We start from the raw sequence: 11,831 nt of genomic DNA on the forward strand, positions 1-11,831 counted from the left end.
TGCTTCTACCGTCTCCACGAAGGGGCGACTGTTCGGTCGCGTCGGTCGAGGTGCGTGTCGTTCGGACCGTCGGTCGCAGTGCGGCGCGGTCGTCCCGGCAACGACGAGAACGGCCTGACGGACGGTCGGTTGCAGGTCGCATCTCTGCTCGAGAAGGGAGACGCCGCTGGCCCTGGCCATCTTTTATTGACCACAGGGGTGTATCTCACGGAGAGCTACGATGGTTTCGTTTCTCGTACTGTACGGAACCGGAGAGGGACAGACGGCGAAGGTCGCCGAGCGAATCGCCGAGGTGCTCGTCGAGCGCGGCCACGATGCCACCACCGTGAACGCCGACGAGGTTTCGACCGACTTCGACGTCGAGGAGTTCGACGCAGCGTGTATCGGCGCGTCGATCCACGTTGGAAAACACCAGCCGGCGGTGCGGAAGTTCGTGAGCGCCCGGCGCGACGCGCTGGCGGCGCGACCGACGGCGTTCTTCCAGTTGTCCATGTCCTCCGCGGTGACCGACGAGACGCGACGGGCGGAAGCGGCGGGGTACGTCGATGCGTTTCTCGAGGAGACCGACTGGCACCCCGACCGGATCGGTCTCTTCGGGGGTGCGCTTCGCTACTCGAAGTACGGCTTCCTCAAGCGACTGATGATGAAACGAATCGCGAAGGAGGCAACCGGCGATACCGACACGTCCCGCGACTACGAGTACACCGACTGGCACGAAGTCGAATCCTTCGCTGACGACTTCGCAGCGTTCGTCGAGGGGCGCCTCGGCGTGACGCCATCCGAGGCCAGTGACGTGGAAGGGACCGAGTGACCGTGTCCGGCGACTCGCTCCCGCGTTCGTACGTCCTCGCTTCGCTGGCGACGCTGGTGCTGACGGTCGTCGCAACCGTCGTCGGCCTGTTCGTCCCCGGCTTCTACCGCGACGCGCCGGTGTTGCTCCCGCAGGTTTACGGCCAGGACCTGCTGACGCTCGCCGTCGCCGTCCCCGCACTGGCCGCGTCGCTGTACTTCGCCACCCGCGGGTCGCTCCGCGGATACGTCGTCTGGCTCGGCGTGACCGGGTATCTGCTGTACACCTACGCCTCGTACGCGTTCATGACCGCGTTCAACGAACTGTATCTCGTCTACACGACGCTGCTCTGGTTGACGCTGTTCACGTTCGTCGGCGGAATGGTCCGACTGGACGCTGCCGCGCTGAAACGAGCGGTCGGTGAGACGTCGACTCGGTCGTACGTCGCCTTCCAACTGCTGCTGGTCGTGCTGATAACGCTCCTGTGGCTATCGGAAATCCTCCCGGCGACCCTCGCGGGGACGACGCCGTCGAGCATCGCCGAAGCCGGCCTCCCGACGTCCGTCATCTACTCGTTCGACCTCGGCATCGTCGTTCCCGCCTTCGCCCTCTCGGCGTACTGGCTCCGGAAACGCCGGCCCTGGGGGTACGCGTTCACGGCCGTCCTACTCGTGAAGGTCGCCACCCTCGGCGGGGCCGTGCTGGCCATGGCTTTCTTCATGATTCGTGACGGTCAGGCCGCCCCGGTACCCCAGATCGTCATCTTCGGGGCGTTGACCCTCGCAAGCGTGCTTCTGATGGTTCGGCTCCTCTCGTCCATCGGTCCCGAATCAGCTTCTCCGTCGACCGCTTCGGCTACCGACACCGGCCACGAGACGTGACTCCGTCCGACCCGAGCAGCGTAGGGCACGCGCCGAAGAGCGTCGGAACGCAGCGCGAACCTGACGGGCGGTCCGGGCTGCCCCAGACGTTTTTCGACCGAGCGCCGTAACGCCGGACGATGAGTCTACTGATGCGTGCGATGACGTACTATCCGTACGTCTTCCACCCGGCCGTGCTGGTCGGCGGTGGATTCGTCCTCACGATACACTACGAGTGGAGCCGGCAGAACGTCGGTCGCTCGATGCTCTGGCGTCGGGTCGGAGCGTTCCTCCTCGCGGGGGTGCTCTCGCTCGCCCCGACGGCGGCGTACTCGCTCGTCACCGGCACGCCGCCGGCGAAGCTCACCCAGGGGAACGCCTGGCAGGTCGACGCGCTGGTCGCGAGCGGCCTGTTCGTGGCCGTCGGCGTGACCTGGTATCTCTGGCGGCGGTTCGGCTGGGGCGAACTCGTCCCCCGCGCGGCGGAGATACTCGCCGCCGTGACGGTCCCGTACGCCCTGCTCTCGCCGTTCTGGAACGTCTCCGGACACGTCCTCCTCTCGGTGATGCCGACGCTCTACCTCGCGCTCGTCGACCGGAAGTTCTGGCCGCTGCTAGTCGTCCCTGTGGTGATGGTTCCGAATCGGGTCCTCGTCGACGCCCACACCTGGGCGCAGGCCATCGGTGCGTTCCTCCTCGCCACCGTCATCGTCGTGACGCTCCACCGGCTCCAGGCCGGGGGGCGACCGTCGACGGACCGCCAGCGACGAGGGGAGACGAACGGGTAGCGACGCCGCCGTGGGCGTCCCGGATAGCGGAACGTCTCGCCCCGTGCCGGAGCTTTTACCGCGGACCGTTCCAACCCCGATGCATGGCTTCCGAGTTTCGCTCCGTCGACGGACTCCGGGACGCGCTCGCCGCCGCGTCCTTCGACCGTCCGCCGGCTATCGTCTGTAACGCTCACGTCACCGGGTTGAGCGTCGCCCGCGCGCTCTCCGCTCACGACGTGCCCGTCGTCGCCATCGACCGCAACGGTCGAGGCGTCGCACCGTACTCCGACGCTGTGGACTTCGCGGGGCAGGTAACCTACCCGCTCGACGACCTGGACGGGTTTCGGGAGGACGTGGAGGCGCTGGCGGCGGAGACCGGCCACGAACCGGTCGCCTTCGGTTGCATGGACGAGTGGGTCCACGCCTTCGCCGACTCGGAGCCGGAGGGCGTCCGCCTGCCGTTCGCCGGCCGGGAGACCGTCGACGCCGTCCTCGACAAGGAGTCGCTGTACGCCACCGCCGAGGAACTGGGGGTGCCGTACCCCGAGACGTACCGACTCTCGGAGACGGACCCGGACGACGCGGCGGACGCGCTCGGGTTCCCGCTCATCGTCAAGCCCGCCCGCAAGCGGGAGTTCGAGGAGGCGGTCGGGACGAACGTCATCGAGGTGGCGGACCGCGAGGAGTTGCACGACGTGGCTGCGATGTCTCGCGAGCACGGCATCCGCGTGATGGCCCAGGAGAAGGTGCCCGTCGTCACGGGAGAGGACCGCTCGCTCGCCTCCTACGTCCCGCGGGACGGCGACCCGGTCACCTTCGTCGGGAACGCCCGGGTTCGCTACCCGCGAGCGTTCGGCACCTCCTGTCTCGTCCGGCGCACGGAGACCCCCGAGGTGCGGGAACGCGCGCTGGCGGTCCTGGAGGAGACGGGATACTACGGCATCAGCGAGGCCGAGTTCGTCTACGACGGCGACCGCGAGGAGTACGTCCTGCTCGACGTCAACACCCGCCCGTGGAAGTGGATTAGCCTCCCCGTCGCCGCCGGTGCGGACCTGCCGTGGGCCGCCTACGCCGAGGCTGTCGGCGAGACGTTCCAGGCCGGCCAGCCGCGAGACGCGACGTGGGTGTACCTCGCGGACTACCTCCGATTGCTCGCAAGTGATGCCGGTTTCTCGGACGTGCTCGGCCAGGCCGAGTGGCAGTCGCTCCTCTCGGGCGCGTTCGAGACGGAGGCCGGACTGACCACGGGCGTCTACCGACCGAGCGACCCCGGCCCGGCGTACCGCCTCCTGCGTACCGAGACGGGGAGCGCCGAGTACTACTGCTCATGCTGACCGGAAACGGCCGTCGAAACGGAACCTCGGTATCAACTACCGGTGGAGAAAACGATTCATCTCTCTGATAGTTCCTCCGTCTACCATCGAATCTTCCGTCTTCCTCCCGTCGAACGGGACTCTCACGACACCTAGGTAATACTCGAACTTGCCACAAGCATCATTAATCTGTATTGTATTGGAGTGGGTGATGAAGGCCGAGTCGCGAGTCCTCTCGAGGGTCGACGGGTGGCGCGTTATCGTAGCTCTCGGAGGGTTGTACCTCACGCTCGCTGCTGGCTGGCCGTTCACGCCACTCGTCGGAGAGAGGACGCTCAACGAGGTCCTGATGATCTCCGTGCTGACCGCCGTCCCCGGACTCGTCCTCCTCTACAGCGGCTATCGGCTGCCGGGGAGCGACATCAGGCCCGACCTCTTCGCCACCATCGTCCGGTGGTGTCTGGGAAGCGTCGGGGTGATGCTCGGCGTCCTCCTCTTCATCGAGCTCGCGGCCGAGCTCAACGACCCCATCGCGAACCTCTTCATCCTCACGGCGTTCGCCAGCGTCGCCGGCCTCGGGATGGGAATCCACGACGCGCGGGCCAGAACACGGGCGCTCAACGCCGAGGAGCGACGGCGGGAAGCGGAACGCTACAGCCAGGAACTCGAACGCTACGAGACCATCGTCGAAACGGTCAACGACGGCATCTACGTCGTGGACGAAAACGACCGGTTCAAGCTGGTCAACGAGGCGTACGCCGAGATGGTCGGGTACGACCGCGAGGAACTCCTCGGAGCGCACGCGTCGCTCGTCGTGGAGGGGGACGTGGACCGCTTCTCCGACGAGATTCACCGCGACGTCGCGGCAGGCGACGGCGAGACGGACACGTACGAGGGGACGCTGGAAACGGCGTCCGGGGAGACTATCGAGGTCGAAGCGACCGTCGCAGGGCTTCCGGACCAGGGGGACGCTGGACACGACTTCGTCGGCGTCGTCCGCGACGTCACGGAGCGCAACGAGCGCGAACTGCGACTCGAACGACAGAACGAGCGACTGGACAGCTTCGCGAGCATGGTCGCCCACGAACTCCGGAACCCCGTCATGATCGGCCAGATGTACTGCCACGAGCTTCCGGCGGACGCGGCCCCGGAGGCGGTCGACCACGTCACGGAGTCGTTCGACCGCATCGAGGACATCATCGAGGCCATGTTGGTGGTGACACAGGGGAGCGAGGCGGTTTCCGAGAGCACCTCGGTACCGCTCGCGGACGCGGCACGCAGCGCGTGGGAGAAAGTCGACGCACCCGACGCGACGCTGGAGGTGCTCGTCGACGGCACGATACGGGCCGACGAGACGTACGTCGAACATCTGTTTCGCAATCTCTTCGAGAACGCCGTCGACCACGGCGGAGCGAACGTCGCTATCACGGTCGGCGAACTCCCGACCGGGTTCTACGTGGAAGACGACGGTCCCGGTATCCCGGCCGACGACCGGGAGACGGTGTTCGAGGTGGGGTACACGACGGCGGCCAGCCACGGGGGAATGGGGCTGGGACTGGCGTTCGTCGACGAACTGGCGGGCGTGTACGAGTGGACGTGTGCGGTGACGGACAGCGACGTCGGCGGGGCCCGGTTCGAGTTCACGAACGTGAGGACTCGTAGCGCAGTCGAGTGACGCCCGCAATGTCTCGTCCGGATTCGGGCGACTCAGACGCCGGAGGGTATCGCCGGCTCCCCGCCACACTTCGTCCGTCGGATGCCAGTTTCGAGGGATGACCGACGACCGGATGCACCTCAACCTGTTCACGATGAACGCCGTCGAGCACGTGACGGCGGGCAACTGGCGGACGGCGGGCGACCAGTCCCACCGGTACACGGACACCGAGTACTGGGAGGAGGTCGCGCGCCTCGCCGAGCGCGGCGGGTTCGAAGCCGTGTTCTTCGCGGACGTTCGCGGCGTCTACGACGTGTACGGGGACAGCCGGGACACCGCCATCGAGAAGGCGGTCCAGACGCCCGCGAACGACCCGGAACTCGTCGTCCCGGCGATGGCGTCGGTGACCGACCACCTCGGGTTCGCCGTCACGCGCTCGACGACGTACGTCCACCCCTACCAGCTCGCCAGAGAACTGTCGACGCTCGACCACCTGACCGACGGCCGACTCGCGTTCAACGTCGTCACCTCCTACCTCGAGTCGGCGGCGGAGAACCTCGGGCTGGACGAGCGCATGGACAGAGAGGAGCGCTACGACCGCGCCGACGAGTTCCTCGACGTCTGCTACGCGCTCTGGGAGGACAGCTGGGAGGACGACGCCGTCGTCCGCGACGCCGACGCTGGAGTCTACACCGACCCGGAGAAGGTCCACGCCGTCGACTTCGAGGGCGAGCGCTTCTCCGTTCCCGGCCCGCACAGCTGCGAACCCTCGCCGCAGCGGACGCCCGTGCTCTTCCAGGCCGGGTCGTCGGACCGCGGCCGCGAGTTCGCCGCGCGGAACGCCGAGGCGCTGTTCGTCAGCCAGCCGACCGAGGAGGGCGTCCGGAGCTACGTCGACGACTTGCGCGACCGCGCGGAAGACGCCGGCCGTGACCCCGACGACCTCCGCTTCTTCCCGGGCATCGCGCCCGTCGTCGGCGAGACGGAGGCCGTGGCGCAGGCGAAGTACGACCGCTACCGGAAGAACGTCGACACCGAGGCCACCCTCGCACTCCTGGGCGGGTTCATGGACCTGGACTTCTCGGAACTCGACCCGGACCAGCGCGTCGAACACATCGAGACCGACGCCATCCAGGGCGCGGTGAACGCCCTGACGAAGCACGTGCCGGAGCGCGACTGGACCGTCCGCGAGGTGGCGAAGTTCTGCGGTCTCGGCTCCACCTCGCCCGTGGTCGTCGGGAGCCCCGAGCAGGTCGCCGACGAACTCCAGCATTGGTTCGAGGACGTGGGCGTCGACGGGTTCAACGTGAAAGAGATAGTCCGGCCCGGAACGCTGCGGGACTTCGTCGACCTCGTCGTGCCCGAACTGCGCGAGCGCGACCTGCTCCGCGAGGAGTACGAGGACGGGACGCTCCGCGAGCGGATGTTCGGCCGGCGACGCCCGCCGGAGGGGCATCCGGCGAAACGCGAGTAAACGAACTCCTTTTACCGGAAACGTGCCAACTCGGTACCGATGAACGTACTCGTCGTCGGTGCCGGCGCGATGGGTCGCTGGTTCGCGGAGAGCGTCGACTCCGAGGTGGCGTTCGCGGACGCGGACCCGGAAGCGGCCGCCGACGCCGCGAGCGATGTGGGCGGTCGTGCGGTCGCGCTCTCGACCGCCGAGACCTTCACGGCGGTCTGCGTCGCCGTGCCGATGCCGGCCGCGAGCGAGGCAATCGCCGAGCACGCCGGGAACGCCGAGGAGGCGCTGGTCGACGTGACGGGCGTCATGGCCGGCCCGGTGGCGGCGATGGCCGAACACGCGCCCGACTGCGAGCGCGCCAGCCTCCACCCGCTCTTCGGGCCGGAGAGCGCGCCGGGCAACGTCGCCGTCGTCGTCGACTCGTCGGGGCCGGTCACCGACGAACTGCTCGCCGCGCTGGCGACGCGGGGCAACGACCTCGTCGAGACGACGCCGGAGGAGCACGACGACGCGATGGAGACGGTGCAGGCGAGCGCGCACGCGGCGGTGCTCGCGTTCGCGCTCGCGGCCGGCCCCGTCCCGGACGGCCTGACGACGCCGGTGTACGACCGCCTCGCGGAACTCGCCGACCAGGTCGCGGGCGGCGACCCCCGCGTGTATGCCGACATCCAGTCGGAGTTCGGCGGCGCGGACGGCGTCGCGACGGCGGCGCGTCGACTGGCTGACGCCGACCCTGCGACGTTCGAACGGCTATACGAGGAGGTGAGGGAATGAACGCCGACCAGCGCGAGGGAGTCGTGTCGAACGCGAAGTACCTCCGGAGCGTCCGCCCCGTCGACCCCGAGGAGGTGAGCGACTACGTGGCGGGCCAGCCCCACCCCGCGGCCGTGCGGCAGGTGCTCCGCGATGAGGCGGTCGAACTCGGTCTCATCGAGCGCGAGGACGGCACCTTCGAACCCGTCCCCGAGGAGCCGGTCCCCCACGAGTTCCGCGGCGTCGAGGCGTTCCCGGACGGGTACGCCCGTCGGCTGGAGGACCTGCTCGTCGAGGCGTTCGGGCCGGGGTGGCCCGACGGGGAGTCCGGCGACGCGCTCCGGGAGACCATCCGCCGCCTGAAGGAGGACTACTTCGCACAGAACCCCGTCGCGTACGACGAGGACGTGGCGCTCGGATACGCCGTCTACCACCTGCCGGATTACTACGCCGTCGTCCAGTACGTGCTCTCGACGCTGACCGAGCGCGGCCTGCTCCCCCGTCGGCTCCGGGTGCTCGACGTCGGAGCCGGCGTCGGCGGGCCGGCGCTCGGCCTGCACGACTTCCTGCCGGACGACGCTCTCGCGGAGTACCACGCCGTCGAACCCGGCGACTCCGCGGACGTGCTCGACGCCCTGTTGGAGGAGACGGGGCGGAACTTCCACCCGACGGTCCACCGCGAGACGGCCGAAGCGTTCGACCCGGACGGGGAGTACGACCTCGTCCTCCTCGCCAACGTCCTCAGCGAACTCGACGACCCGGAGGCGGTCGTCCGGAAGTACCTCGACGCACTCGCCGAAGACGGGTCGCTCGTCGCCGTCGCGCCGGCCGACCGGAACGCGAGCATCGGCCTGCGCGAGGTCGAACGCGCGGTGACCGACCGCGCGACGGTGTACGCGCCGACGCTGCGACTGTGGCCCGGCGAGCAGCCCTCGGACCGGTGCTGGTCGTTCGACGTCCGGTCCGACGTCGACGTGCCGGCGTTCCAGCGACGACTGGACGAGGGGAGTCGAGCGAGCGACGAGGACGACGCGCCCGGCAGCGGCGAGTTCGTCAACGCGGACGTGCAGTACTCCTACTCCATCCTGCGGCTCGACGGGACGCGCCGCCGGGACCTGACCGCCGACCCCGGCCGGTTCGCGAAGATGGCTGAGACAGAGCGCCACGTCACCCGGCGGGTCGACCTCGTCGCGGTGAAGCTCAGCCACTCGCTGTCGGAGTCGGACGCCGAAAACGAGGTGTACCGGGTGGGAGACGGAAGTCAGGAGGAAGACCACTTCGCGGTGTTGACGAGGGAGACGGCGCTGAACCGGGCGTTGCGGGAAGCGGCGTACGGAGACCTGCTCGCGTTCGAGGAGGTGCTCGTGCTCTGGAACGACGACGAGGAGGCGTACAACCTGGTCGTCGACGAGGAGACGGTCGTCGACCGCCTCTGACGGCTAGTTCCGCAGCGGGTCCTGTCGCACCGACTCGTAGTACACGCCGAACTTGCCCGCGTCGTTCGGCGATAGCGGAATATCCTTCTGTGCGAGCAGCTCCACCGTCCGTTTCGGTTCGCATTCGAACCAGATGGAGAGGACGTCCACGTTGCGCTGGGCGTACTCGTAGTTGAGCTCGAGCGTTCGTGCGTCTATCGTGTCTCCCTCCGCCATGTCCATCTAGACAAACAGAGCGTTTCGGCTTAAATCCCACTGATATTTTGATTATGTATAGTAGTAACGATGCCGATTCGCCGCTCCTCCACCCCTCTCGTGACCGACAGCGATGCACTTTTGCGGTCCGCCTCCGACCCCGTTGACATGGCCGACCCCGTGGAAATACTGTTGACGAACGACGACGGCATCGACAGTCCCGGCATCCGTGCGCTGTACGAGGCGCTCCAGGAGGTGGGCAACGTCACCACCGTCGCCCCGGCGACGGACCAGAGCGCGGTCGGACGAGCGATGTCCTACGAGGTCGAGGTCGAGGAGCACGAACTCGGCTACGCCGTCGCCGGCACGCCCTCCGACTGCGTCGTCGCCGGCCTCGAAGAGCTCGGTCCGTATCCGGACATCGTCGTCTCGGGGTGCAACGAGGGCGCGAACATGGGTGCGTACGTCCTCGGACGGTCGGGGACGGTCAGCGCCGCCGTCGAGGCGGCGTTCTTCGGCGTTCCTGCCGTCGCCGTCTCGCTGCACGTCCCGAACCACATGTGGCCGTACGACACGAGCGTGGAGGAGTACGCGGACGCCGCCCGCGTCACGAAGTACCTCGTCGAGCACGCGCTCGGGGCGGGCGTGTTCGACCAGGCGGAGTATCTGAACGTCAACGCGCCGATGGCCGGCGACGAGCCGGCGGAGCTCGAGGTCACCCGTCCCTCCCGCGTCTACGACATGGACGCGACCATCGAAGGGGGCGTCGTCACGCTCCACGACCGGACGTGGGAGCAGATGGAACGGGACGCGATTCCGGACCCGGACGGCACGGACCGCCGCGCCATCCACGAGGGCCGGGTGAGCGTCTCGCCGCTGACCGCCCCGCACACGACCGAACACCACGAGTCGCTCGACGCGCTGGCCGAGACGTACAGTCCCTGACCGACGACGGTCCCTGTCTCGGCCCGTCGAGAACCGGGGGCGCGTCGAAGCGCCGCGTCGACCTACCCGTCCGCCCGCCAGTCCTCGCGCAGCAGTCCGTACCAGAGCACGTCGTGGTACTCGCCGCGGAACCACGCCGCCTCCCGCAGAGTGCCCTCGTGTTCGAAACCCAGCGACTCCAGCAGGCCACGAGAGGCGTCGTTGAAGCTTCCGAGACGGGCGCCTACCCGCCGGAGGTTCAGGTCCTCGAACGCGTACTCCACCATCCGGGCGGCGGCGTCCGACCCGTACCCCTGACTGTGGTGTTCGGGCGCGAGGTAGTACGAGAGTTCCACGGACCGCGACCGGTCCGTCGCGTCCGGTCCGTACTTGGTTCCCGTCAGCGAGACGAGTCCCAGCGGCTTCTCGCCGTCGCAGACGAGACATTTCACGCCGTCGTCGCCGGAGAGGACGTTCTCGAAGAACTCCGAGCCCTGCTCGCGGTTCATCGGGTTCGGGTCGAGCGCGGGACGCCACACCCGGGGGTCGTTCATACAGCGCTGGACGAACTCGACGTCCTCCTCTTCCGCGGGTCGGAGGGTGACCTCGTCGCCCTCCAGAAAGACCGGTCCTGGCATATCCGACCGTTCGACCGCGTATGTGAAAAAGCTCACAGGTCGGTTCGCCGTCCTCCGGCGACCGTTACTCGTTCCAGGGGCCGACGTCGGGGTCGACGAGTCGTTCCTCGCGGTCGATGTCGTCGATAGTCTCGACGTCCTCGTCGTCGAGGTCCACGTCGAGGCTCAGCCAGTTGTCCCGGAGGTGGTCCCTGCTGGTCGCCTTCGGGATGGCGGTGACCTCCTTCTCGCGGAGCCAGGCCAGGCTGACCTGCTCGGGCGTGGCGTCGTGTTTCTCGGCGACCTCCCGTAGTGCGTCCACGTCGCTCACGTCGCCGCGGGCGATGGGCGAGTACGCGACCAGTTCCACGTCGGTTTCCTCCTGCGCACAGAACTGCTGGAGCTTTCGCTGGGGCAGGAGGGGGTGCATCTCGACCTGGTTGGCGAATATCGGCTCCTCGGCCACCTCGACCGCCTCCTCGAGTAGTTCGACCGTGAAGTTGCTCACGCCGATCTTCTCGATCAGCCCCTCCTCGCGGAGTTCCGCGAACGCGCCGAGGGTGTCGTGGACGTCGTAGTCGCCTGCCGGCCAGTGGACGTACAGCAGGTCGACGTAGTCCAGTCCGAGGCGTTCCAGGCTCTCCTCGGCGCTGGTGATGACGTGGTCGTACGCGAGGTTCTCCGGGCTCACCTTCGTCGCGACGAAGAGGTCCTCGCGGTCCACGTCCGCCGCCGCGATGGCGTCGCCGACCGCGTCCTCGTTCTCGTACCCCTCCGCGGTGTCGACGTGGCGGTAGCCCATCTCCAGCGCGGTCAGGACGCTCTCGAAGCACTCTTCGTACTCGTCCATCTGGTACGTGCCGATCCCGAGCATCGGCATCCCGCGCGTCGTCGGGGCGGACAGCGCGGCCACTTCCTCGTCGACCTCGATGTCGGTCGCTTCGAGCAGGGGTTCGATGTCGTCGTCGACGTCCTCCTCGTACTCCTTCTCGGTCGCGTCGGTGTCCGGTTCCGTCTCGGTCCCGGACTCCTCTCCCTCGGTCTCCGTCTCGAC

The 11,831-nt window shown here is 68.0% G+C and carries 12 protein-coding genes; 9 read left to right on the forward strand and 3 right to left on the reverse strand.

The window, feature by feature from the left end; all coding sequences use genetic code 11:
- Positions 1–220: 220 nt before the first annotated feature.
- The 8 genes from hemG (at position 221) to ACRYA2_RS22200 (ending at position 9,041) form a co-directional block, all read left to right on the forward strand.
- The gene (gene hemG / locus ACRYA2_RS22165; protein WP_433633143.1) at positions 221–811 is read left to right on the forward strand and encodes a menaquinone-dependent protoporphyrinogen IX dehydrogenase; all 591 of its coding nucleotides are present in this window, start codon (positions 221–223) and stop codon (positions 809–811) included.
- Complete coding sequence (locus tag ACRYA2_RS22170; RefSeq protein WP_433633145.1) at positions 808–1,671, forward strand: hypothetical protein; 864 nt, start codon at positions 808–810, stop codon at positions 1,669–1,671. Before hemG ends, ACRYA2_RS22170 begins: the two co-directional genes overlap by 4 nt.
- Positions 1,672–1,790: 119 nt before the next feature.
- Complete coding sequence (locus tag ACRYA2_RS22175) at positions 1,791–2,438, forward strand: phosphoesterase (protein WP_433633147.1); 648 nt, start codon at positions 1,791–1,793, stop codon at positions 2,436–2,438.
- 83 nt (positions 2,439–2,521) lie between these two features.
- Positions 2,522–3,754 (forward strand): carboxylate--amine ligase, encoded by a 1,233-nt coding sequence (locus tag ACRYA2_RS22180; RefSeq protein ID WP_433633149.1) that lies wholly within the window; start codon positions 2,522–2,524, stop codon positions 3,752–3,754.
- 190 nt (positions 3,755–3,944) lie between these two features.
- A complete protein-coding gene (locus ACRYA2_RS22185; RefSeq protein ID WP_433633151.1) occupies positions 3,945–5,408 on the forward strand; it encodes a PAS domain S-box protein in 1,464 nt (487 codons plus the stop codon).
- A 97-nt stretch (positions 5,409–5,505) separates the two neighbouring features.
- Positions 5,506–6,861: an LLM class flavin-dependent oxidoreductase gene (locus tag ACRYA2_RS22190; protein WP_433633153.1), complete on the forward strand. Its 1,356-nt coding sequence runs from the start codon at positions 5,506–5,508 to the stop codon at positions 6,859–6,861.
- 39 nt (positions 6,862–6,900) lie between these two features.
- Entirely contained in the window at positions 6,901–7,626 is a 726-nt protein-coding gene (locus ACRYA2_RS22195; protein WP_433633155.1) for a prephenate dehydrogenase/arogenate dehydrogenase family protein, read from the forward strand.
- Complete coding sequence (locus ACRYA2_RS22200; RefSeq protein WP_433633157.1) at positions 7,623–9,041, forward strand: small ribosomal subunit Rsm22 family protein; 1,419 nt, start codon at positions 7,623–7,625, stop codon at positions 9,039–9,041. The genes ACRYA2_RS22195 and ACRYA2_RS22200 overlap by 4 nt, the downstream gene beginning before the upstream one ends.
- Before the next feature lie 3 nt (positions 9,042–9,044).
- Here the strand turns inward: ACRYA2_RS22200 and ACRYA2_RS22205 are convergent, their stop codons facing one another.
- A complete protein-coding gene (locus ACRYA2_RS22205) occupies positions 9,045–9,257 on the reverse strand; it encodes a hypothetical protein (RefSeq protein ID WP_433633159.1) in 213 nt (70 codons plus the stop codon).
- A 147-nt stretch (positions 9,258–9,404) separates the two neighbouring features.
- On the opposite strand from ACRYA2_RS22205, the gene surE reads away from it, so the two are divergent.
- Entirely contained in the window at positions 9,405–10,181 is a 777-nt protein-coding gene (surE, locus tag ACRYA2_RS22210; RefSeq protein ID WP_433633161.1) for a 5'/3'-nucleotidase SurE, read from the forward strand.
- 62 nt (positions 10,182–10,243) lie between these two features.
- Here surE and ACRYA2_RS22215 read toward each other — a convergent pair whose 3' ends face one another.
- Positions 10,244–10,798, reverse strand: coding sequence for a GNAT family N-acetyltransferase (locus ACRYA2_RS22215; protein WP_433633163.1), 555 nt, complete (start codon positions 10,796–10,798; stop codon positions 10,244–10,246).
- Between the two features lie 64 nt (positions 10,799–10,862).
- Positions 10,863–11,657: an aldo/keto reductase gene (locus ACRYA2_RS22220; RefSeq protein ID WP_433633281.1), complete on the reverse strand. Its 795-nt coding sequence runs from the start codon at positions 11,655–11,657 to the stop codon at positions 10,863–10,865.
- Between the last annotated feature and the right edge of the window lie 174 nt (positions 11,658–11,831).

The sequence above is a fragment of the Halomicrococcus pelagicus genome (assembly GCF_050954125.1).

Excerpts from the sequence above, each read along its gene's own strand:
- hemG (WP_433633143.1), top strand. The coding sequence starts at position 221 with ATGGTTTCGTTTCTCGTACTGTACGGAACCGGAGAGGGACAGACGGCG.
- ACRYA2_RS22175 (WP_433633147.1), top strand. The coding sequence starts at position 1,791 with ATGAGTCTACTGATGCGTGCGATGACGTACTATCCGTACGTCTTCCAC.
- ACRYA2_RS22180 (WP_433633149.1), top strand. The coding sequence starts at position 2,522 with ATGGCTTCCGAGTTTCGCTCCGTCGACGGACTCCGGGACGCGCTCGCC.
- ACRYA2_RS22185 (WP_433633151.1), top strand. The coding sequence starts at position 3,945 with ATGAAGGCCGAGTCGCGAGTCCTCTCGAGGGTCGACGGGTGGCGCGTT.
- ACRYA2_RS22190 (WP_433633153.1), top strand. The coding sequence starts at position 5,506 with ATGACCGACGACCGGATGCACCTCAACCTGTTCACGATGAACGCCGTC.
- ACRYA2_RS22195 (WP_433633155.1), top strand. The coding sequence starts at position 6,901 with ATGAACGTACTCGTCGTCGGTGCCGGCGCGATGGGTCGCTGGTTCGCG.
- ACRYA2_RS22200 (WP_433633157.1), top strand. The coding sequence starts at position 7,623 with ATGAACGCCGACCAGCGCGAGGGAGTCGTGTCGAACGCGAAGTACCTC.
- ACRYA2_RS22205 (WP_433633159.1), bottom strand. The coding sequence starts at position 9,257 with ATGGCGGAGGGAGACACGATAGACGCACGAACGCTCGAGCTCAACTAC.
- surE (WP_433633161.1), top strand. The coding sequence starts at position 9,405 with ATGGCCGACCCCGTGGAAATACTGTTGACGAACGACGACGGCATCGAC.
- ACRYA2_RS22215 (WP_433633163.1), bottom strand. The coding sequence starts at position 10,798 with ATGCCAGGACCGGTCTTTCTGGAGGGCGACGAGGTCACCCTCCGACCC.
- ACRYA2_RS22220 (WP_433633281.1), bottom strand. The coding sequence starts at position 11,657 with ATGCCGATGCTCGGGATCGGCACGTACCAGATGGACGAGTACGAAGAG.